The sequence below is a fragment of the Paenibacillus sp. WLX2291 genome, from assembly GCF_046603665.1.
Classification (GTDB): domain Bacteria; phylum Bacillota; class Bacilli; order Paenibacillales; family Paenibacillaceae; genus Saccharibacillus.
Genome location: NZ_CP176755.1, coordinates 3,096,149 through 3,119,015 on the forward strand (window position 1 = coordinate 3,096,149; position 22,867 = coordinate 3,119,015).

The window sequence follows — 22,867 nt, forward strand, 5'->3', positions numbered from 1 at the left end:
TATCTATTTACATATTTGATTGTAATCGATAAAGCCGAATAGCTTCTTGAAAGTGCAGAAGCACATTATACGTATGCCTATGATGCGCTCCCATCGTTGAGATACATATAAGTAGCCACAATATAAGACTAAATATAGCATCTGTAATATTCGAAATTAATGCTACATCTACACCAATAAACTTTCCTAATATACTGACAAACAAAGAAATAGAGAAAGACACAATTACAGATACATACGTGGTTGTCCATGCTGTATTTTTCTTTTTTTCAACTGCTATTTTTACAATAGACTCTACATAATCTATATTAATGTTGGAAGAAGTTCTTAGCATTTTCATATAAAGAGCCATCATATCACTGTTATTTAGTCTAAAACTCCACACAGCTCTTTGATAAACTTTGCTTGCAAATAATTGTTCATTGTCTTTGAAAAAGTTCTTTATATTATTCGTAGTATTCTTCGGAATAAGGAATAATACTATTGGGAAGAGTGGGCCTAATACAAAAGTCCACCATGCTAAGCGAGGCGATCTATTTTTATAACCTAAAATAGAAGGAGTAATTACAATAGCACTGACCCAAATAAAAAAGAGAGCGTTCAAATAGAAAAAATGACTTTGCAATATTGATAGCATGTATTCTCAACATCTTTCTTCTAAAATATAGAATTTAAATTTCTCATTCGTAAATTGAACTATAGAGATCGTAAATAATTTTCAGTAGTCTTCACTACACAATTATCTCTTAAATAAAATCCATCTGCTGTCTTAATTGCTCCATCACTATACTCCAAGATCTTGCCTGTATAATCTTCTTCGTCTCCAATATAAATCGTCACTTCAATGCCTGATCGTGCAGCATTATACAACTGCTCATCTGTTGTTAAAGTCATCATTCGTTTTTTCTTTGGGTACATTGCACTCATCCTCTCTGTAATTGCGATCCGACTTTGTTTTCAAAGCCGGATCTGGTTTCATTTAATATGATTTTGGGAAATGTTCATAGAAGCTCGAAATTCCGTGACGTTCCATTGCACTACCGGAACTTGGGAACGGCTCATGTACTTTACCTAAACGAAGTCCTAGAGTTACATTTGAAATGCTACTTAGGAACTCGCCTTCTGTAAAGTAGTTATCTATCACGTTTGCGTATTTTGGATCCATTACGGCATTCGCTGGCACTGTAGATTTAAAAAATGCTAACACACGCGACAGTCCAGTTGCTTCTGGGAGTACGTATCCAGAAATGAAAAATGGTGCTGCATTAAAATTAATGCCCTGCTCAAATGTATAATCCGCATTTCGAATCGTACTTCTCGCACCAATATTCTCTAGTGAGATATCCTGCGTGATCAATTCATAGGATGCAGAACTTGCTAAGAAGCCACCCAGTGAATGTCCAATGCTATATACTTTGGCATGTGGCTGTTCTTTAAGTACCGCTGCCATAAAGTTGTCCATCTGCCAGGTCATCTGATTATTATTGTAGAAGAACAACGCTAAATCTGCGCCGATATCATTTGGTTTCGGGAACTCGGTACCTCGGAACGCAAACGCAATGGTATCTCCACGTTTCAAAGCAACAGCAGCAAACCCACTCAAGAACATGTCTGTATCCTGCGCGCGGATAATCTTCCATCCATTCAGTTCGGTATACGGGTTCGGATTCACTAGCGACTGTGGATTGTATTGTGCCATTTTAAAGCGAGTATCAATGTCTGTATTTCCTTTTAAGTCCTCCATTGCTTGCCCTTGTTCTGAAGACAAGTTGACATAGGAGAGATCCGCCATAATTGTAGCTAAGCGATTATGCAGATCGTAACGCAGTGGATGCGGATCAAATCCATCCAGCAGCCCATCCTCATCGGTATCCTTTTTCGTTGGGTCCGATTTGAGGGTGAAGTAAACAAGTTTGGGCTGATCTTGATCCTGAAGCCATGTGAGTTCTTTTCCGTCTGGAATGCCATCGCCATCCGTATCCGGATTATGTGCATCCAGTCCTTGAATCCATACCCCATTACCTAGGCGAACACCATTGTCCTCAAAATAGTCTGGCAGTCCATCTTGATCACTGTCGGCGGACAAATTAATCGTTTCACCTGCAATCGCGTTATAAGCCATGTCAACCATTTCGGCTGCATCGATAGCGTAGTATTGGCCACCTGTTCCCTGCGAAATTTTTTCAAGCGTTGCTACTCCTGCACTTGCCCCTAGCCCAATTGTATATACCTTGATGTTCAGACCAGCGGCACGAGCAATTTGACCATCGATTTTTTTATTATTGGAATTTCCTTCTCCATCAGTCAGTAGAATAATCATCTTCGCATTGTTTGCTGTACCATTTTGTTCAATTTCGTCGATCGAGCGAGACAAAGCATAGTAAATGTCCGTTCCCCCTAGGCCTCGCACCCGTGCCACAGCATCTTGAATTGCTTTTTTATTGGATGTTAGCGATGTCCAGCGGCTCGCATAGTCATTAAAACTATACACAGCTGCTCGATCCAATTCTCTCATCTTGTACACAAAATTGGTTACCGCCGTTAACCGCAAATTTTTCGGATCGTTATCTTCCATGCTACCGGACGTATCAATCATAAATACGATATCGGTTTGTTTTTGAAGTGCGTTTGGTGCCAGCATTTCCTTTTGCCATACCTCGTCCCACTTCTTCCCATCCAGTAGTAAATACGTACTGAAGTGATGCACTGTCGCCGTTACAGAATGCGTCTCTGAATGATGTACTTGATCTGGCACACGCTCTAATAATTGCTTGTCTTTGTTATAATAGTAAATCGCTGGCTCAAAGTCAGTCGTTACCAAGTTTGGATCGTACGTAAAAGTCATCTCTGCACTGTCAAAAGCGACATCTGTTTTAAACTCATACGGCGCTCCGAGGTAACCAGGGATATCTGAGTTAATAAAGGCATCTTCGCCATATACATTTGTAATCACGGTGCTATCGGCGAGTTTCGCTTTAGAAGCAAGTTTAACGGTAGGTACGACATTGGGATCAATATCATAGGATGCTGCCTTTGTCGTATACACGACCTTCTCATCGCCATCTTTGATGCCATTGCCATTCGTATCGGCAAGTAGCGGATTCATCCCTACCGATTCTTCGATACCATCTTCTAGACCATCCTTGTCCGTATCGGCTACGAGTGGGTTTGTACCCTTTTGGATTTCAAGACCATCCGCCCAGCCATCAAAGTCGGTATCGGCATTTTTAGGATCGGTATGATGACGCAGCTCTTCCGAATTGCTCAGCCCGTCACCGTCTCCATCTTCTTTTGCATCCGAAATGCCGTTCTTATTCGTATCGACCTGGAGAGGATCGGTACCAACCGTATTGACTTCTTCCCCATCGGATAGACCGTCTCCATCCGTATCTCGATTATATTTATTCGTACCAAGTATATCTTCAATGTAGTCAGGTAAACCATCTTTATCGGAATCTAGCTTTGCATCTAGGGTTGTCGTTGAGGTTTTCGCTTTAGATGATGTGTTTTTTAATCCGTCTCCAGATGAAGTTGTCAGATTGCTTAGTTCCGTCCCGGGCTGATTAGGAGCCGTAGGTGATTCGTTACTTTCTGTGTTAGTCTCATATGTATGTGCATGATTGACTAAGGTCACTGCTTCTGCTCGTGTTAGTTGCTTTGTTGTACGTAATGTTTGATCCGGATAACCTTGAATCAGTGAGTGATTGAGTAGTGTGGCTACACTCGGCTGTGCCCAGACTGGAATCTGCTTGTAATCGTGATAAGATTCTAAAATGGAGCTCTCACTTGCCGATAGTCGCAGTCGCTTTACTAAGATGACTGCTGCTTCTTGTCTACTAATGAGTGCATTCGGTTTAAAGCTGCCATCTGGGTAGCCTTTTATGTACCCTGCGACTACTGCTTGTTGAATTTGCGTATAGTACCATTGCTCTTTATGTACATCGGTGAAAGAAAATTCTGCTTTCGAGGACGTAGACGATTCTTCTAGAGGTAGTACTTTTGTTAGAATCGTAATAAACTCTGCACGTGTTATTTGCCGATCAGGATGCAGTTGCCCATCCGGGTAGCCTTTTAAATTTCCTTTCGCCACCCAATCTTGCATGAGCTTTCCTGCCCAGTGCTGCTCGATAGTTTCTTTTGCAGGTGCAGCTCCCGCAAGTTGATTGGAAGGTATAATCAACCCAACCACTAAACATAATACACATAACTTTTTGAACCAAACGACATTCATTTAATATCCATCCTTTAAAATTGATTCTATTAGCCTAAGCCAAAAGTTATATTATCATATTATTTTTTTAATTTTTGTCTTTTCTTGTCGAATAGATAAAATTAATTAATTTTTTGATCATTGAAGATTATTTTCTTATTACTCACGTATAAATGTTTTGCATCGTTAGCAAAAGATTGAGGACTTCATGTTCTCATGCTAAAATTAAGAACAAAAGTTCCCAACAATACGTTATCGTTTCACGAAGCCCTTTCTGCTTGTTACTATTCCGAACACTCTATATCTTAAAAACGATATAGCGATCTATCGAAGATATTATGATAAACATAATCAAAAGCAGATATTAAAGATGGATTTCATAACACTGGGAGCCATCGGGTGATTCACATCCCCGATCATCACATCGTAAAAGGATGATGATCTATGGCGACCTTTCGTAAACTTCCAAGTGGTAAATGGCAAGCACGCGTTTCACGTGATGGCAAAGAACAGAGTATTGGAACATTTCGTTCTAAAAAAGAAGCAGAAATCGAAGCCCATCGGGTAGAAGAACGAATTTACTATGGACATATTCTCAATCAACGTCATCTCTTGTTTGAAGAAATCGTCGATTCATGGTTTCGCCACAAACAAAACGAATTAAAAGACTCTAGTGCAGAGCAGCTAGAAGTCACATTGCGACTGCATATCTTACCTCGATTTGGTAACATGAAACTATTCAAAATTCGTCGATTGGATGTCAAAGAATGGATACAAGATTGTATCGATCAAGGGTATGCTTTTCCAACGTGTGACAAATACCTCAGTACATTAAAAAGTATTTTTCATTTTTGTATACATGAGCTTGAAATTTTAGAAAAAAATCCTGCGGATCGTTTGCGTGTTCCAATTAAGGATGCTGTCGATGCCAAACGAAAAGTGAAATATTTTACGTATCATGAACTTCATCAACTTCTATCATTTATGAAGCAATATAAACCCAAACGTTTTAAAGATTATCCGCTCTACTATACATTAATGTTATTTTTAAGTCGTACTGGCTTACGGATCAGCGAAGCGCTCGCTTTACGCTGGAATGATCTGTCTGGCAACCAATTGACTATTCAGCGTCAAACGAACCGAGATAAACATAATCAACTAACCATTACGTCACTGAAAAGTCATTCATCATATCGTACCATTCAACTGGATGATGACTTACTTTGTTATTTAGAACAGTTTAAAGACATCCAAACACAAATGATCTTGAGTCCACATGAAGATAACCTAATTTTTCAAAACGGATGGGGTCAATATTTAATGCCTTCGGTCGTTCGAGAAGCATTCGAATCTTACTGCAAACAAGTCGGCGTCGAATATAAAGGGACGCATGGTTTTCGACATACGCATGCGGTCTTATTATTAGAATCCGGTGCCAGCTTACTTTATGTATCACGGCGACTCGGTCATCGAACCATCAAAACAACCGCCGATACGTACCTATCCATTACAAAAAAAATCGAAGAAGATGAGCTCCAGAAGTTTGCACGTTATGTTCCTTTGAAATCTTGATCGGCACGAAATCGGCACGACGTCAAAATCATCCCTTTAGACCACCTAAGCGAGTGCATAATCTTCTGTCTGTATATTGACGAAATGTTCCTGATCTTACACCCTATGAACTATCGAAAAACCCTTGTCCTGTCTACGATTTCACTTACATCGGAGGAACTCACTTACTATGATGCGCACTTGGTTTCCACGCTTACAAGGCAATAGCCGCGGTTGCCTTGCTTTTGAACCGTTTTTTCTAATTCCGTATAGCATGGTTATGACGTATGCCACGCTGTATATGTACGAGCTAGGCGTTACCGAGACGGCGATTGGTTGGATTACGACGCTGAGTCTGATTGTGCAGGTATTCTCTTCCTTTATTAGCGGGTATCTAACCGACCGGATGGGGCGTAAGCGAGCGGTGTTGTATTTTGACTTACTTAGTTGGAGTCTAGCGGGTGTGATCTGGGCTGTATCACAAAATGTCTGGTTTTTCGTCGCGGCTGCGCTAGTGAACGGCTTTCAGCGGGTTCCCTCTACTGCCTTTTACTGTCTGGTCGTAGAAGATACGAAGCCTGCTGATCGGACGTATGTATTTACGTTATTACAGATTATTAGCGTAATCGGTGGTCTGTTCGCTCCGCTGGGTGGTTTGTTAGTGTATGCGTACGGGTTAGTGCCGGGTACGCGAATTATGTACATATTGGTCGTTATTCTGATGACTTTTCAATTCATCGGTCGCCATCTAACGACACGTGAGACTGAGATGGGTTATCGTAAAATGAAGGAAACCCGTGATCTCGGTCTACGGAAAAGTCTGATCGATTATACCGGAGCGATCCGTGAAATTACAGGCAGCCGCGCACTGCTGCTCATCTTCAGCGTATATGTACTATTCAATTTTCAAACAACTTTGAAAACGACGTATTTATCGCTCTACATGGCGGACTATTTACATATTGATAACGATCTAATCTCCTTTGTTCCGGCGGTATCTTCGGTCGTGATGCTGATCGTATTGTGGTTACTCACTCCTCGTATCCCGGAGCACGGCATATTCAAAGCAATGATGGCTGGATTTGCGCTATCCGTATTATCTAATCTGATGCTCATTGTTGGACCGATTACGCATCTCGGCTGGATTGCTCTTAGTACGGTCATCTCTGCCGTCGGGATGATGATCAGCTCCCCTTATTTGGAAGCGGCGGTTGCCAATGCAATCGACGATGAGAAACGCGCCAAAATCTTCTCCATGCTATCCGTACTTATACTGCTTATCACATCCCCAGCCGGTATTATTGGTGGGTGGGCATACACATTTGATCCACGTATTCCAATCTGTCTGATGATTGGCGCCTTCGTATTGGCATATGTATTGATTGTGTTGTACCAGCGTAGACAGTTACAGCATATTTGATTGCGCAAATTAGAAAGGGAAAACACCTCTGCGCTTGTGGCGGGTGCTTCCCCTTTCACTCTCATTCTCATTTTTACTTTTACTTTTACTTTTACTTTTACTTTTAGATAACTATACAAATGGTGCATATTAAAAACAATGATATGCACATTCAACGATACAATGTGTTTTTCTCATATGAATCTATACATAGATGTTATCCAAGATATCTTCTGTATGAAAATGAAACTGTATTACTTATTTGCTATTCAGATTATTTGCCATTCAGAAAATTCAAGGCATCCTGTCCGATTCTTTCCGCTGGCGTGATACCGCGGAAACGAGTCCAGATATCGCGATCTACCATATACACGTGGTTGTTCTTCACGGCTTTCAGGTTTTGCCATACCGGTAACGTTTTCCACTCATTGGTGATAGCTTCCGAATCATCCGTAGCGATAAAGATAATATCTGGATCGATGGACGTGATTGTTTCCAGATTCACATCTTTGTAAGGCTCTTTCTCTGTGCCTTCCACTACATTCTCAAAACCGATATCCTGCAATACTTCCCCTGCATACGAGGCGGTTGTATGAGCGTTAAAGCCGTCTTTACGAGCGACACCGATTAGCACTTTTTTATCTTTCATGTTATCGACCTGTTTTTTTAGATCAACCATTGTTTGATTATGCTGTTCAATCCGCGCTGTCGCTTCCGTTTCTTTACCAACCGCTTTGGCGATGATTTCAAAATCCTTCAAACTATCGTCATAGGAGCCTTTACGACTATTCAATACAATCGTTGGTGCAATCGCATCCAGCTGTGCTTTGATTTTGGAATGGCGATCTGTATCCGCGATGATCAGATCGGGTGCTGCCCCAGCAATTTTCTCCAGATCTGGTGTTTCGCGTGTACCAAGTGGCATATATTCAATCGGTTTGCCAGCCAATTTCTCTATCACTTTATCTTTATCATCGTCTGCGATCCCAACCGGTGTAATTCCAAGTGCAAGTAAATCGTCTACAAAAGACCATTCTAGTGCGACTACATGTTGTGCCGGTTGTTGCAATTCGGTTGTGCCCATATCGTGCTGGATGGAAATACCGTTCGTTGTAGCTGTTGTATTCGTTGCGCTGTTTGTGGAAGATTGGCTGTTACCTGCATTACCGCAGCCTGCTAACAGTGCTACGCATGCTCCTCCGATCAGTATGTGCTTTGCCCATTGTTGCCATTTCATGTTCCCGTCCCCTTTATCTCTAATACTCGCTGATAATGAGAATTATTATCAGCCTTGACAGTATAACGCGTTCAAGCGATGATGTAAACCTTCAATTTAATTGTATACAACAAGTATATAGTTTCCAGACAATACATAACGAAAAGGACAAGCCTTTGTATAACAAGTATACAGAGCTTGTCCTTTATCTATTTTGAATCAAATGAGAGAACAACTTTCACGATAAAACTCATCCCAAATCCAAGCACTGAAAAGGGTAAACAATTAAAGGTGATCATTCTCCAACGTATTGTTGTGATACGCATGAATAATGCTCGACCATTTATCCAATTGCTGCTCCACATCCTGAACATGCAACGGTTTGGATACAAAATCCTGCATGCCACTTTCCAGACAGAACGCCTTTTCTTCGTCTCGTGCAAATGCAGTTACTGCTACAATAACGGGCAGTGCAGGATTATGCCCGATAGCTCGAATATGACGCGTTGCTTCCATACCGTCCAACACTGGCATATTCACATCCATAAAGATCAAATCATAATCATGCTTTGTCGCCTGCTGTACAGCTTCTTCCCCATTACGAGCAATATCTGCTTCATATCCACGACGTTTCAGAATTGTCAACAATAGCTTGCGATTAATATCATGATCTTCGGCTACTAGAATACGTAATGGACCATACTTGGCTTCATGAGAAGAGTACAGTTTGTCCGGTTCATTCATGCCCGGCTGAATCTCTGGATAATCGCTAGCATTCAGTGCAATCGTAAAGGAAAAGGTAGCGCCTGCTCCTTGTTGACTCTGTACATCAATCGTGCCGCCCATCAACTCTATGATCTTTTTACAAATGGATAGTCCAAGACCTGTTCCTCCATAATGTTGACGGGACTGATTACGAATCTGCGAGAACGGTTGGAACAGTCGTGATTGTTCTTCCTTAGCAATGCCAACACCGGTATCTCTAACTGTAAATCCGATCACGAGCTTTTCTGGATCAGGCTGGTTGATGCAGCGAGCTGCGATGTGTACACCACCTGTTTCCGTGAATTTGACAGCATTGCCGACCAGATTAACAAGTACCTGCCGTAAGCGACTCCCATCGCTAATGATCGCTTGTGGCAGATGACGATCCAACTCCGTTACAATGCTGATACGCTTCTCAGCGGCTACCGGTTCAAATAATTCGGCTACCTGCGTCAATAGCTCGCCCAGATGTACAGCCTCGTATTCCAATTCCATCCGTCCCGCTTCGATTTTGCTAAAATCGAGCAATTCATTTACGATCTTCAGTAGTTCGTTGCTACTGTTCATAACGATACCAGCGTATTCTTTCTGTACGTCCTGTTCCAACGTTTCCGCTAACAATTCCATCATACCGATCATACCATTCATAGGTGTACGCAATTCATGACTGATAATCGCTAGAAATTCTGATTTGGCACGGTCAGCCTGCTCCGCAATTTCACGTGCCTGAATGATCCGATTTTCTTCCGTACGATCTCGGAATACAATAACCATACCGACACGTACACCATGATCCACAATCGGTGTTACACGATAGGATGCGAGAAAACTCGTATGATCTTTGCGCCATAATACCGCTTCATCCCGCTCCAACGTGTAGCCTTCATGTAACGTCTGCCAGATCGGTGTCTCACCTGAGATGATCGGACTTCCATCTGGACCACTTTGTTCAAATTCCAATAACTGCTTTTGCCCCACCATTTCGCTAATATCATAACCAAGCATACGTGCGGCAGGTGGATTAGCGAAGATCGTTCGACCTTCGAGATCGACACCGAAAATACCTTCTGAAACGGAGTCAAGAATAAGTTCCTGCTGATTGCTTAACTTATAAATCTGATCAATTTGTTCATTCCGCTCCGTTACATCTTGTACAATCGCATATACGCCGACCAATTCTTCTTCCACATAGATCGGTACATTGGTAATATCTACATCTACTTTGTGACCATCTTTGTGGATCGCTTCGATTTCATACGATTGTGGTCTTCCTTGCTTCGCCTGCTCAAACCGCTCTACTGTATAATCAAGATCATGGGGTGCGACCAAGGCGTGAAACTTGCCTTGGACCAGCTCTTCTTCTTTGTAACCAAGAATCTGCTCAAAGCTAGTATTGGCGGACAAATAAGCACCATCTAGACCAAGAGCATGAATACCAAGCGGGTTAAAATCAAACAAAGATTTGTAGCGACTTTCGCTTTCTTTTAATCGACGTTCATTTTCGCGCCGTTCACTAATATCGCGTGTAATCGCTAGTACTTCGACCGCATTGTCTTGTTGATCCAATACCAAACGGCAGACGGATTCCGCCCAGAAATACGTTCCATCCCGGCGCAAATTACGGAAGGTAAGTGTTATTGCTACATTCGGCTGCAATCCGTTACGCAGCTGATGAATAAGAACTTGCCGATCTTTAGGGTGTACATAATCGAAACCGGCTGTACCAACCATCTCTTCCGCTGTGTAACCCATCAGTTTCTCACACGCAGGTGAAACTGCCGTATACGTAGACCCAGCATCCAAGCGATGATGACTAATGATATCGTCCGTATAATTCATTATATTTTGATAACTTTGCTTGAGTCGAATGAACTCATCATATTCCTGTTTACTGATTATGATGTCTTCCATATGTGTGTAGGCTCCTTATGATTAACGGTTACACTGATTTATACATATACTATCATGGACAGCATCGTATTTCAGCCAGACCTTCTCTATATGCATCTTGTGCAAGGTAACAATATACGATTCATGCTACTGTATTCTTTTCACCTGATATGCAAATAGACAAACAGAAAACAATAAAATTGACACTGTCCATTAGTATACATAGTCAGCATGCAGCAATATACTTCATTATCTAAGCTTTTCTTCATTTTACATTGCTCGCTATATTCTTGTAAACAAACAAAAAATTATATATGTCCTAGCTGGAATTCAAATATCTGAAATGAATAAGAAAAGGATCTCTCCATTAAAGTAGGAAAGATCCTTTTCTTATTCATTATTCCGTCTATGATACTAACTCATCATACAACGTTCATTCAAATTATAACCGTGCTTCCAGATATACATCCAGATATTCACGTGCGGATGCTTGCCAGCTGTAATCGCCGCTCATGGCATTTTTCATAATTTGTTTCCAGTGCTTCGGCTGTTCATGGAAAGAGATTGCACGGCGGATCGTATACAACATGTCGTGAGCATTGTAAGAGTGGAACGTAAAACCATTGCCTTCGCCTGTCGATTCATTGTACGACTGCACGGTATCATTCAGACCACCAGTCTCGCGTACAATGGGAATACTTCCATAACGCAGTGCCAGCAATTGACTAATACCACATGGTTCAAATTGCGATGGCATCAAGAACATATCGCTACCGGCATAGATCCGGCGGGCTACCCCTTCGCTAAAGCGAATTTCCGCTGCCAACCGTTCAGGATGACGATACGCGGCTCCGCGGAACCAGTCTTCATATTGCTGTTCGCCTGTACCGAGCAGTACGAATTGTACATTATTGTAATAAAGTAGTTCATCCAGCACACGAGTGACTAGATCCAACCCTTTGGATTCGACGAGACGCGTAACCATCGCGACAACGGGAACACTCGCGTCTACAGGTAAACCAAGTTCTTCTTGCAATGCTGCTTTATTTTGCAATCGCTTATTAGTGGCGCTGCGATAATGAGCGTTGAGATATGGATCGGTAGCAGGGTTATAACTTTTCGTGTCCACGCCGTTCACGATACCACGCAGACGACCACCGAGCGAAGTCAGCAAACCGTCCAGACCGTAACCGTAATACGGCATTTTGATCTCTTCGGCGTATGTAGGACTAACGGTAGTTACCCGGTCAGCGAAAACAACACCCGCTTTGAGGTAATTCACATTGCCATAATACTCGACTCCTTCTGCCTGGAAATAACGATCATCCAGTCCAAATAACGCACCCAAAATCGAATAAGGAAATACACCTTGATACAGCAAATTATGAATCGTGAATACCGTACGAATATTAGAATAAAACGGCAAAGCCTGATATTGTGCTTTGAGCAGCAATGGAATCATGCCTGTATGCCAATCATGCGTGTGAATAATATCCGGCTGGAAATCGATAACTGGCAAAATATCCAGTACAGCCCGGCTAAAGAACGCAAAACGTTCGCCGTCATCATCGTATCCATAAATGCCTTCACGTCCAAAATAATATTCATTATCCAGCAGGTAGAAAATAATCCCGTCTTGCTTAAATTGCTTGATGCCACAATATTGACTGCGCCAGCCTACTTGTACCTGCACAACATCTACCAGCGTAGCCTGATTGCGAATCGCTTCACTAATGTTGGAATATTGCGGTATGACGACGCGTACATCACATTTTTCCTTTTTCAACGCTGCGGGCAGTGCACCAATCACGTCTGCCAACCCACCTGTTTTAATAAAAGGGTTTGCTTCCGCTGCTGCAAATAAAATATTCATGCAAAATCCTCCTTTTGGATGTAACGGTATCGCCAGCAGGCATCCATCTCGTTGTTAGCGATCGCTGCGCTTGACTGCTTTACCGGTATGTCGTTTCAATATAATAACGCTGAGTGGTGGAATGGTCAGCAGCACGCTGTTCTCCTGACGATCCCACGGAACTTTCTCAGATCGCAGCAACGATTCGGTTCGTCCGCCTGTTCCGCCGAACCGTGGCTCATCGCTATTCCAGATTTCCCGATAAGTGCCTGCTTTTGGTACACCGATCCGGTAATTGACGCGTGGCACTGGCTGAAAGTTAATCATAATCAACAGAGTATCAGCGGCTTTTTTGCCTTTGCGCATATAAGTAATCAGACTGTTGGCGGCATCATCGGCATTTAACCACTCATACCCTTCCCAATCGTGATCCTTCTCCCATAACGCTGGGGATGCTGCATATAGATGATTTAGCTCACGCGTATAATCCAGCATGTTACGGTGCATTTCATAGTCAAGCAGCAACCAGTCTAATTGATCCTGATCTTTCCATTCGATAAACTGACCAAATTCGCCGCCCATAAACAGCAGCTTTTTGCCGGGATGGGTCATTTGATAGGCCAGCAACATACGCAAGCCTGCAAACTTCTGTTCATACGAACCGGGCATTTTATCCAGCAGCGACTTTTTGCCATGTACGACTTCATCATGAGACAGCGGTAACGTAAAGTTCTCGGAATAAGCATATACAAGTGGGAATGTTAGCAGATTATGATGTGCAGGACGCTCATCAAAGGGCGTCTCTACATAATCCAGCGTATCGTTCATCCAGCCCATACTCCATTTATAATTGAAGCCCAATCCATTCTCATGTACTGGTCGCGTTACACCAGGCCATGCACTGGATTCCTCCGCCATCATCAACGTGTGCGGGAAATAATGAAATACCGTCTTGTTCAACTGCTGTAAGAACGAGATAGCTTCCAGATTCTCTACCCCACCATGTTGATTCGGACGCCAGCCGCCGCCTTCACGTTCAAAGTCAAGCCGGATCATACTTGTCACCGCATCCACACGCAATCCATCAAAGTGATACACGTCCAACCAGTATAGCGCACTAGAGATCAGAAATGAACGCACTTGCGGTTTGCCGAAATCGAATGATAATGTACCCCAACCATGCTTCTCTGCACGGTCTGGAGCTGAATATTCGTATAATGGCGTTCCATCGAACTGGCGCAGCCCGTGCGCATCTTTTGTAAAATGACCAGGCACCCAATCCAGCAATACCCCAATATTATGCTGATGGCATTGATCGACAAAGTACATAAGATCCTGCGGAGTACCATATCGACTCGTTGGTGCAAAATAACCTGTCGCTTGATAACCCCACGACAGATCGTATGGATGCTCTGTCAGTGGCATCAGCTCTACATGTGTATAGCCCATATCCACTAGATAAGGAATAAGCAGCTCCGCCATCTCCCGATAGCTGTACAGACTGCCATCTTGCTTTTGCTTCCATGTGCCAAAGTGCATTTCATAAATATTCACCGGACGCTGATACAACGGGCGGCGTTTGCGACGCCATGCCGCGTCCTGCCATTTGTATCCGCCCAGTGATGTAACGATCGATGCTGTAGCTGGACGTACTTCCGCATGAAACGCATACGGATCTGCTTTGAAAATGGCTTCTCCATGCTGCGATGTCATATGGTATTTGTACACACTGCCTTCAGACACATCATCAAAAAATCCCGTCCAGATTCCCGTATCGTCCAGTTTATGTAGTAAATGATGTTCTCCGTTCCAGTCATTCCAATCACCAGCTACACCTACCTGTACAGCATGGGGCGCCCAAACTGTAAAACGGACTCCGCTTTTCCCGTCTTCGGAAGATAGATGTGAGCCAAACTGACGATAAGCATGATAATTGGTTCCTTCATGAAACAGATAAATGTCCTCAGAACCGGGCAAATGAGATTGCGAATGTAATTGTTTCAAAAAATCACCTCCAGAATGGATGCCAAACTGCTAGAAACACATTAGGAAAATAATTCCTTTCCGCTATATATGTTCCCCTTTTTCACAGTCATAAGATGTATTCATGAACGTCGTTCTACCTATAATAGATTCCGCACGGTAGCGACTACCTCTACTTAACTCCATGTATTACCCTTTTCCATTCAAATTGAATAGAGCAAATAAGAATTGAGACTGATTCCTTGTTCCAATAAGCATATTCCTTGCTACTATCGCATTCTACTCTATTGTATAGCGATAAAAGCAGAAATACCATGTACAGAAGTTCGGCAATTATTTCGATTTGTCAATTGAATTATTTTTCAGTGAAATCGCCCGTCGTTACTGGTGTTTCACCGCGTTCGACATAATTTATAAAATTTTACAATTTCAATTGTTTCAACAGGGATAGGAGACGTTTATAACACTAATACATTGTCAACTGTGCGTTGTCATGAAAATGGGAGGGAAAACATCATGAAAAAGACAAATAAAGATTGCATCGCTATGTTGCTGGCCGGGGGCGAAGGACGCAGGCTGGCTCCTTTGACGTCCGTTATTGCTAAACCAGCAGTACCGTTCGGCGGTGACTACAAAATTATAGATTTTCCTCTTAGTAACTGTGTGAATTCCGGGATCGATACAGTCGGGGTATTGACCCAATATGAAGCACAATCGCTGCATGACCATATCGGTCAAGGCAACGCGTGGTCTACGGCAGACCAATCTATGAATATTACACTACTGTCATCGGAACGTACCGGTGAATATACAGGTACAGCAGATGCCATTTATAAAAATATCGAATATATTGACCAAATGAATCCAAAAGATGTGTTAATCCTGTCAGGTGATCATATCTATCATATGGACTATAATGAAATGCTGCAATACCATAACGAAAATAAAGCACAGGCGACAATCGCAGTGGTCGAAGTACCATGGGATGAAGCGAGCCGTTTTGGTGTGATGAGCACAGATGATGACATGAACATTACCAAGTTCTCCGAGAAGCCAGCACAACCAGAAAGTAACCTTGCTTCGATGGGTATTTATGTATTCGATTGGCAATATCTCAGACAACACCTGATTGCTGATGCAGCACAGGCAGATTCCAGCCATGACTTTGGTAAAAACATTATTCCGCAAATGCTGGCGGATGGCGAGAAAGTCGTAGCTTATGAATTCCTTGGCTATTGGAGAGACGTTGGTACAATCAACAGTCTGTGGGAAGCTCATATGGATATTCTGCAACACAATCGTCAATTTGAACTTAAAAATGCAGAATGGCCGATGTTCTCTGCTGATTTTAATCCACTGGAAAACAATAACCACGATACTGCACCAGATTGCTCGATGGTGAGCAGCAAAGCAGTATTGGACGGTACGGTGGAACAATCCGTTGTGTTCAACGGCTCTACCATCGGCAAGCAAGCTGAGGTAAACAATAGCGTTATTATGCCCGGTGCAACCATTGGTAAACACGCGCGCATCCAGTACGCTATCGTTGCCGAAGGCGCGACTGTCAAAGACGGTGCTGTTGTTATCGGTACACCGGAAGAAATCGCTGTAGTGGCACCTTATGATACCGTATATGCGAAACCATCCGTACGCACACAACCAGCACGTCTGCTGCAAGAAGTATACGACAAATCTGGTCGTGTTCATGCAGGTGGCATGTCCTCTTAATATCTGCTTTATAGTAGATCGTACTATTGGATTCTATACGCAATGATTGATTATATAAAAAAGAAGCTGTTCTCTGAACACCATATGGTGTTGCGGAGACAGCTTTTTTTCATAAGTTAGCGTATACTAATTCAACTACTATTTTGTATCCACTGTACTGTTCAGTTCCTGTATCCAATGTAGACGATGTATCAGTAATATAGGAGCGACTTGGAGAAATATCCACGAATTGCTTGCCAATGGTCACATCATTGAACAGCGGCTCAAACAACGTCGCTGGTGCGTACAATACTCCATTCTTCCGCGTCAACTTTTCATCCAATACATAATCACCAGAAAGATCAATTACCTTTAATGTTCCTTTAACCTTCATCTGAGTGCTATTGGGATATAAGGTAATATGCTGGATCGGCGCTTCGATCTGAATATCCTTCGTACTCTGTTGCCAGATCACCTGATAACCGAGCGCTTCAGCAGTCAATCGTAAAGGAACCATTACTGTACCTTGAGCAGTACGATAAGGAGCCGCATGATCTGTATTGACCGTTTTGCCGTCGATTTGCAATGGATACGCAGGTGTTTGCTCCGCTGCTTGCGCAGGGAATGTGAATCCAGTTAAACTGCATGTCAACATGGCAGCAATTAGCCATTTTTTCATCATCTTCATTCATCCTTTCTTTGCCTTCTATCGTTTAGACGAAGCCCGCTGATAGAAAGTTACCGATGAATACAGATGAAGACAATGAATATGTGTTACTGTGGTTGCGACTGTGACAAAGCGCGCCATTCCTCTTCCAATATTGCCATTTCATAAACGCTATAATATTGACCATTACTATACGCTGTATCTCGCATCAAGCCTTCTTTACGAAATCCACAAGACTCATACAAACCCGCTGCTTGCTCATTATAGTCAAAAACGGCCAGTGTAATCCGATGCAAATTCAGCGCCTCAAAGCCAATACGCAAACCTTCCAGCACCATTTGTCGACCGTATCCTTTGCCACGCGCATGAGGATCACCGACCAGCACACGAGATAGGCGAGCGGATTTATTTTTGTGATCAATCCGGGTTAATGACATATGACCAATTGTTTGTTCACTCTGCCGATTCACCACTGCATAGATCAGCCCATCGGAATGTAGCGGATGATTGGCATCCTGAATGTACGTTTCCAGATCTGCACGCTGCAATGGATAGTTCCACATCGGACCTGCCCATTGCATAAGCATCTGCTGATCTTGCTGTGCTGTCCAGCTCAGCATCGTATCAAAATCTCGTTCGCCAAAATAGTGCAATCTCAGTTCATTGTCTACTGCTGGCGGTAACTTTTCATATAAGCTGGCAAGTTTGCCGTTGACATCATGCGTACCCATATAACGAAAATTCTGCTGTTGATAAAATCGGTTCAACGGCACCAACTCAGCCAGACAGTCAAGACGAAGCCCTTTTTTGCCTTGATCGGCTGCTCGCTGCACTGCCCAATCCAACATTGCAGCTCCCAAACGTTGACCACGGAATTGACGTAGAACGGTCAGGCGATGCAGATAGTAATACTCGGAATCATTTTTATGCTGCCAATAATCAGGATCATCTTGTTGAAGAGTGAACATTCCTGCCGGTTCTCCTTCATATTCAGCGATATATACTTCACGCTCCACAAAATAACTACGAATTAGTTCTGGTGTGAACAATACGCGTCGCCATTGCCCAATGCCTTTCTCTTCCATCCAATCCGCAGCCTCAACTAGAAAATCAGTAATCAGCTGTTCTTCTCCTTCGACAGCACGACGAATATGCAATCCAGTGACAGATGTTGGTTGCTGCTCATTTGACATCATATAGCTCCTCCCCATCCTCTATGTATGTTATAAAATATCCCCGTCCAGCAATGCTGGTTACGGGGATATTTTACAATTATGAATTCACGACAAGTGGAATGATAATTTTATTCTAATTCATCCGTGTTTTCTATAGACCGAATCGCAGTAAGTTGTTTCTCCTGCAAAGGCAGCTCTATAATTACCGTTGTTCCTTGATCCAGTTCGCTTTCGATACTCATATCACCTTTGTGCAACTGAACAATCTGCTGGGTAATGGCAAGCCCCAATCCAGTACCACCTTGATTCGGATTGACTTGGAAGAAGCGATCTTTGACCTTTTCCAGAAACTCTGCACTGATGCCGATCCCGGCGTCTTTGACCAGAATACGTACGCGCTGTGGTGCAGTCTCCTGAATGCTCAATTGGATGGTCGAATCATTAGGCGAGAACTTGATCGCATTATCGACCAGATTCAGAAACACTTGCTTCAAACGGTTCCCGTCTGCGTGCACAATATACGCGGCATCGCCCGGTTCTAGATTGAGCTTAATCTGCTTCTGCTCTGCCTTCGCCCAAACATTGAGCATCGTTTCCTGCAACACTTCTTTGAGATTCACTTCGCCCATAACAAGCTTCATCTGATTTTGCTGCAATTTGGAAAAGTCTAGCATCTCCTCGACTAACCCAATCAAACGTTCTGTTTCTTTGGAAATGATGCTCATGCCTAGCTTCGTTTCCTCTGGGTCAAAACCGCCAGAAACAAGCGTCTCACTCCAACCCTTAATCCCAGTTAATGGGGTGCGCAGTTCATGCGAGATAGAGGAGATAAAATCGTCCTTAATCTGATTACTGCGCACAATCTCGTCTGCCATATAATTCAGCGTAGAGGCAAGATCCCCGATCTCATGCGGATAATTGCCCTTGATCCTGACATTGAAATCACCCTTCGCCATCATTGTCGATACCCCGATGATGTTGTTAATCGGCTTCACGATAGAGTTGGCAAGTCCAATACTGACCATCAAGACGATTACGAGAATAATAACACCAATGCCTGCCGAAACGAGCGTAATGTAAAACAGCTTCTGGTTCACCAATTCTAATGAAGTCACATAACGAACAAGATATTCCTTATCGCCATTGACCTTGATTAGATGCGAGACCGCCATCACATCTTCACCGGTTCCAGACTGCTTGCCGATCCAGCGTGCACTAGTAACCGAACCGGACGTTATCTGTGTCACATCATTCGTCTTTACCGGCTTATCCACAATAAAGGAGGTTGAATTTTGCAGTACATTGCCCTGTGTGTCCAGTACTTGTACTTCCGCTTTGTCCAGACTGTAGTTGGATATGATATCCCGGTAATTTGCCGGTACGCGTGTGTTATCAAACGATGACTGCAAGTAGTTGGAGATGCCGTCATAGTAATACGTCCGGATGGCGAATAAAAACACCAGTTCCACCAGCAATATCGTCAAAAAGACAACGATAAAGTAATGCAGAACAATCTGTCGGGTCATCCCCTTTTTGATCATTATGAATCCCGGCCTCTCCATTTATACCCATGGCCCCATACCGTTTGCAGGAATTCCGGCTCGGATGGGTTGTTTTCGATTTTTTGACGCAGGCGACGGATATTCACATCGACAATCTTCGGATCGCCCATATACTCCTTGCCCCATACATGATCAAGCAGCAAATCACGGCTAAGCGGCGTATTTTCCTTTTCCAAGAAAAATTGTACCAACGAAAATTCGGTTGGTGTCAATTCGATCAGCTTGCCGCTTTTTTTGAATTGTTTGGAGATCAGATCCAGTGTGAATGGACCGGATTCAAATGATACTTTTGTATTCGATTCGCGCTGTACATTCACACGACGCAGCAGCGATTGAATACGCGCAATCAGTTCCGTCGGGCTGAACGGCTTGCTTACATGATCATCAGCTCCGACGGACAAGGCATAGACTTTGTCCTGCTCCTGCACTTTGGCAGTTAGGAAAATAATACCGATGCGCTCATTCTTCTCACGAATCCGGCGGCACACTTCGAAACCATCAATGCCCGGCACCATAACATCAAGCAGCGCAATATCGATATCCGGTACAGTTTCCAGCATATGCAGCGCCTGCTCGCCGTTCTCTGTTTCCAGCACTTCAAAGCCATTGCGCTTTAAGTTAATAATAATAAAACTACGAATTGATTCTTCATCTTCCATGATCAGCACTTTGCTCATGAATGATCCCCTCCAAGATACCTGGTTGATTGATATTGCCTGTTATTGTTAGTTTTGTACGATATTGATTTTGCTATTTTCCCAGAGGGCGATAATCTGACCACGATTCTGGGCGATGACTTTCCAGTCGCCATTATGATTATTCCAATCGCTTTCGCTAAAGAAACGGACTTCAGCGACTTTTTCCCCGGTATCCTTGAGAATGAAACGAATATCCTGATTTTTGTTCGATTTTGTATCGATTGTCAGCTTATCGTTCCAGTCCGGTGCAATTCGGATAACAAATCGACCCTGATCATCACGGTACTGCTGACTGACCAGCTTAGTTAATTGACTACCGCCATTCCATTGATAGTAGTACGTCCAGCGCGGAGTTTCTGTAGGCGAGATATTTTCCCAGCCTTCTGGTACAACATCTCTGCCAATTTCCAGAATCCCATCATTGTTAATATCTTCACTGGCAATTTGAATATTTTTGAATGTTGCCAGCAAGCTGCGTGGGAATACATCCACCAGCTCATTATTTTCCATAACGATCAAATGGGTCAGCCCAGATACACCAAGCGCTTCATCCAGAATAATACCGTTCTGATTGGAAGTCACTTTACCAGCGATCGTATTGTAGAAACTTTCGACACTGTTAGCCAGATCGATGCTGTCTATTTCCTGAAACCCGTTTTTGTAACGATATACAGTCACTTTGACATAGCCCAGATTTTCCTGATCGCCAAACTTGTCGATGGTTGCGATAGCAAGTTCATTCACACCATCTCCATCCAGATCGGTAATAAAGTAATACGAATACGGCATTTCGCTAACGGTCTTTAGAACGCCTTTGTCATAGCTATAAATAACGAGCGTCTTCAGCCCCGTATCTGAATTGGAAATTCCGCTATTGGAGTAGCCTACAATGATATCGCGTTTTCCATCATGTGTAATATCGCTAATCTCTACACTCTCCAGCGTGAATCCTGCACCTTCAATCGTATCTTTCTTTACCCATGTATCGCCAGATTTCTCAAAAATCAGACCGTTAATCCGACCATCGAATGTCTGGTAAAATACAATCGTCTCACTCGTTCCATCGCCATCCAGATCGACGGTCTGAATTTTGCTGGAATTGCCGTTTTTGGGACTTTGAATGCTAGCGCCCTCCGGTAATTCAGAACTAATCAAACTGCTCAATGTTTGTTTGTCTGAAGGCAGTTGTGGCGTCTGAATCAACGTTTTCGGATCAGCCAGCGGATTAAAGCTGCAACCGCTCAAAATGAATAGCAGCCCTGCGGTTGCCAGCAACTTGATCCAGATGCTTTTGCTCATCATATCACTCTCTCATAAAAAGAACGGCGTACCGCCCCATTGTTCAAATTCCCACCGTGTATTGTGATTTCATAACCAGCCGGTTCTGTCCGGTCTGTTCTCTGTGTAGCATAAGAACTCATATTGTTGTACGTGATCCGTATCTCTAAGGCAAACTATAACAACCGTCGCTCGGCACTAGTCAGTCGTCTTCCTTTGATATCAAACGATATATGACCAACCTGCATACCGATAATGCGCGTTGCATAGCGTTCAGCCAGTTCCAATGGAATAACGGAGATAACGGTCAGTCGCTCGCTGCTGCATAATCCGCGCAGCGTTTTGATCACTTCTTCGCCAGAGCGAGGATCAAGACCAGTGATCGGTTCATCTGCCAGAATCACCTTTGCGCCATGTGCTAGCGCGCGTGCAATTGCAACACGCTGCTTTTCACCGCCGCTTAGCGTACCAGCTTTTTGATGTGCTTTGTCCAGCAAGCCTAGCGTTTCCAAAATATCCATTGCACCCATATAATCATCCGAACGCACCATACCAGTTACCATACGCCAAATTGGCGTCTGCCCAGGTTGACCGATCAGCACCGTTTTCAGTGCTGTACGCTCTGGATGAAGCTGCGGACTTTGTTCCAGAAACGACCACTCTCTGCTAATTTTGCGTTTGCCACTAAAGCCCGATTTTAAAATATCTGTATCGCCAACACGGAAACTGCCTTCCGTCCAGCTTTCTTTCATGGCCAGACATTTGAGCAGCGTACTTTTACCACTACCGCTCGGTCCGACCAGTGCGATCATTTCGCCGTGTTGAATTTCCAGGCTCACATGATCCAGCACACAGGTTTTATGCTCGCCGACCGTTTTGGTCAGATGTTCAATTTGAATCATCGACATCTACTG

At 43.3% G+C, this 22,867-nt stretch carries 16 protein-coding genes; 3 read left to right on the forward strand and 13 right to left on the reverse strand.

All coding sequences use genetic code 11. The features are described 5' to 3' along the window. Window positions 1-7: 7 nt before the first annotated feature. The 3 genes from ACDE64_RS13250 to ACDE64_RS13260 form a co-directional block, all read right to left on the reverse strand. Window positions 8-637 (reverse strand): hypothetical protein, encoded by a 630-nt coding sequence (locus ACDE64_RS13250; protein WP_411347119.1) that lies wholly within the window; start codon window positions 635-637, stop codon window positions 8-10. A gap of 59 nt (window positions 638-696) precedes the next feature. Further along, window positions 697-918, reverse strand: a complete 222-nt coding sequence (locus tag ACDE64_RS13255) for a hypothetical protein (RefSeq protein WP_411347120.1) — start codon at window positions 916-918, stop codon at window positions 697-699. Window positions 919-979: 61 nt separating this feature from the next. Beyond that, on the reverse strand, window positions 980-4,231 hold the full coding sequence (locus tag ACDE64_RS13260) for an S-layer homology domain-containing protein (RefSeq protein ID WP_411347121.1): 3,252 nt from the start codon (window positions 4,229-4,231) through the stop codon (window positions 980-982). 423 nt (window positions 4,232-4,654) lie between these two features. On the opposite strand from ACDE64_RS13260, the gene ACDE64_RS13265 reads away from it, so the two are divergent. Together ACDE64_RS13265 and ACDE64_RS13270 are read left to right on the forward strand one after the other, a co-directional pair. After that, window positions 4,655-5,782 carry a tyrosine-type recombinase/integrase gene (locus ACDE64_RS13265; RefSeq protein WP_411347122.1) on the forward strand — a complete coding sequence of 376 codons (1,128 nt, stop codon included), beginning with the start codon at window positions 4,655-4,657 and terminating at the stop codon, window positions 5,780-5,782. A gap of 169 nt (window positions 5,783-5,951) precedes the next feature. After that, window positions 5,952-7,181, forward strand: coding sequence for an MFS transporter (locus ACDE64_RS13270; RefSeq protein WP_411347123.1), 1,230 nt, complete (start codon window positions 5,952-5,954; stop codon window positions 7,179-7,181). A 253-nt stretch (window positions 7,182-7,434) separates the two neighbouring features. On the opposite strand, the gene ACDE64_RS13275 is transcribed toward ACDE64_RS13270, so the two are convergent. From ACDE64_RS13275 to glgB, 4 genes are all read right to left on the reverse strand, one after another. Continuing rightward, window positions 7,435-8,397 (reverse strand): ABC transporter substrate-binding protein, encoded by a 963-nt coding sequence (locus ACDE64_RS13275; protein ID WP_411342612.1) that lies wholly within the window; start codon window positions 8,395-8,397, stop codon window positions 7,435-7,437. A 264-nt stretch (window positions 8,398-8,661) separates the two neighbouring features. Next, on the reverse strand, window positions 8,662-11,052 hold the full coding sequence (locus ACDE64_RS13280; RefSeq protein WP_411347124.1) for a PAS domain S-box protein: 2,391 nt from the start codon (window positions 11,050-11,052) through the stop codon (window positions 8,662-8,664). Window positions 11,053-11,473: 421 nt separating this feature from the next. Continuing rightward, the gene (glgA, locus tag ACDE64_RS13285; protein WP_411347125.1) at window positions 11,474-12,904 is read right to left on the reverse strand and encodes a glycogen synthase GlgA; all 1,431 of its coding nucleotides are present in this window, start codon (window positions 12,902-12,904) and stop codon (window positions 11,474-11,476) included. A 54-nt stretch (window positions 12,905-12,958) separates the two neighbouring features. After that, window positions 12,959-14,887, reverse strand: coding sequence for a 1,4-alpha-glucan branching protein GlgB (gene glgB / locus ACDE64_RS13290; protein ID WP_411347126.1), 1,929 nt, complete (start codon window positions 14,885-14,887; stop codon window positions 12,959-12,961). 495 nt (window positions 14,888-15,382) lie between these two features. Between glgB and ACDE64_RS13295 the strand changes: the two genes are divergently transcribed. Then, window positions 15,383-16,594 (forward strand): glucose-1-phosphate adenylyltransferase, encoded by a 1,212-nt coding sequence (locus ACDE64_RS13295; RefSeq protein WP_411347127.1) that lies wholly within the window; start codon window positions 15,383-15,385, stop codon window positions 16,592-16,594. Window positions 16,595-16,703: 109 nt separating this feature from the next. Here ACDE64_RS13295 and ACDE64_RS13300 read toward each other — a convergent pair whose 3' ends face one another. The 6 genes from ACDE64_RS13300 to ACDE64_RS13325 all read right to left on the reverse strand — a co-directional run bounded on the left by ACDE64_RS13300 (window position 16,704) and on the right by ACDE64_RS13325 (window position 22,855). Next, entirely contained in the window at window positions 16,704-17,255 is a 552-nt protein-coding gene (locus tag ACDE64_RS13300) for a stalk domain-containing protein (protein ID WP_411347128.1), read from the reverse strand. A gap of 92 nt (window positions 17,256-17,347) precedes the next feature. Further along, window positions 17,348-18,436 carry a GNAT family N-acetyltransferase gene (locus tag ACDE64_RS13305; RefSeq protein WP_411347129.1) on the reverse strand — a complete coding sequence of 363 codons (1,089 nt, stop codon included), beginning with the start codon at window positions 18,434-18,436 and terminating at the stop codon, window positions 17,348-17,350. 107 nt (window positions 18,437-18,543) lie between these two features. Further along, window positions 18,544-19,956 carry an ATP-binding protein gene (locus tag ACDE64_RS13310; RefSeq protein ID WP_411342619.1) on the reverse strand — a complete coding sequence of 471 codons (1,413 nt, stop codon included), beginning with the start codon at window positions 19,954-19,956 and terminating at the stop codon, window positions 18,544-18,546. Then, window positions 19,956-20,654 (reverse strand): response regulator transcription factor, encoded by a 699-nt coding sequence (locus ACDE64_RS13315; RefSeq protein WP_367058456.1) that lies wholly within the window; start codon window positions 20,652-20,654, stop codon window positions 19,956-19,958. Before ACDE64_RS13315 ends, ACDE64_RS13310 begins: the two co-directional genes overlap by 1 nt. A 48-nt stretch (window positions 20,655-20,702) precedes the next feature. Continuing rightward, on the reverse strand, window positions 20,703-21,977 hold the full coding sequence (locus tag ACDE64_RS13320) for an FG-GAP repeat domain-containing protein (RefSeq protein ID WP_411342620.1): 1,275 nt from the start codon (window positions 21,975-21,977) through the stop codon (window positions 20,703-20,705). A 152-nt stretch (window positions 21,978-22,129) separates the two neighbouring features. Further along, on the reverse strand, window positions 22,130-22,855 hold the full coding sequence (locus ACDE64_RS13325; protein ID WP_411350293.1) for a phosphonate ABC transporter ATP-binding protein: 726 nt from the start codon (window positions 22,853-22,855) through the stop codon (window positions 22,130-22,132). Window positions 22,856-22,867: the final 12 nt, after the last annotated feature.

Excerpts from the sequence above, each read along its gene's own strand:
- ACDE64_RS13250 (WP_411347119.1), bottom strand. The coding sequence starts at position 637 with ATGCTATCAATATTGCAAAGTCATTTTTTCTATTTGAACGCTCTCTTT.
- ACDE64_RS13255 (WP_411347120.1), bottom strand. The coding sequence starts at position 918 with ATGTACCCAAAGAAAAAACGAATGATGACTTTAACAACAGATGAGCAG.
- ACDE64_RS13260 (WP_411347121.1), bottom strand. The coding sequence starts at position 4,231 with ATGAATGTCGTTTGGTTCAAAAAGTTATGTGTATTATGTTTAGTGGTT.
- ACDE64_RS13265 (WP_411347122.1), top strand. The coding sequence starts at position 4,655 with ATGGCGACCTTTCGTAAACTTCCAAGTGGTAAATGGCAAGCACGCGTT.
- ACDE64_RS13270 (WP_411347123.1), top strand. The coding sequence starts at position 5,952 with ATGATGCGCACTTGGTTTCCACGCTTACAAGGCAATAGCCGCGGTTGC.
- ACDE64_RS13275 (WP_411342612.1), bottom strand. The coding sequence starts at position 8,397 with ATGAAATGGCAACAATGGGCAAAGCACATACTGATCGGAGGAGCATGC.
- ACDE64_RS13280 (WP_411347124.1), bottom strand. The coding sequence starts at position 11,052 with ATGGAAGACATCATAATCAGTAAACAGGAATATGATGAGTTCATTCGA.
- glgA (WP_411347125.1), bottom strand. The coding sequence starts at position 12,904 with ATGAATATTTTATTTGCAGCAGCGGAAGCAAACCCTTTTATTAAAACA.
- ACDE64_RS13295 (WP_411347127.1), top strand. The coding sequence starts at position 15,383 with ATGAAAAAGACAAATAAAGATTGCATCGCTATGTTGCTGGCCGGGGGC.
- ACDE64_RS13300 (WP_411347128.1), bottom strand. The coding sequence starts at position 17,255 with ATGATGAAAAAATGGCTAATTGCTGCCATGTTGACATGCAGTTTAACT.
- ACDE64_RS13305 (WP_411347129.1), bottom strand. The coding sequence starts at position 18,436 with ATGATGTCAAATGAGCAGCAACCAACATCTGTCACTGGATTGCATATT.
- ACDE64_RS13310 (WP_411342619.1), bottom strand. The coding sequence starts at position 19,956 with ATGATCAAAAAGGGGATGACCCGACAGATTGTTCTGCATTACTTTATC.
- ACDE64_RS13315 (WP_367058456.1), bottom strand. The coding sequence starts at position 20,654 with ATGAGCAAAGTGCTGATCATGGAAGATGAAGAATCAATTCGTAGTTTT.
- ACDE64_RS13320 (WP_411342620.1), bottom strand. The coding sequence starts at position 21,977 with ATGATGAGCAAAAGCATCTGGATCAAGTTGCTGGCAACCGCAGGGCTG.
- ACDE64_RS13325 (WP_411350293.1), bottom strand. The coding sequence starts at position 22,855 with ATGATTCAAATTGAACATCTGACCAAAACGGTCGGCGAGCATAAAACC.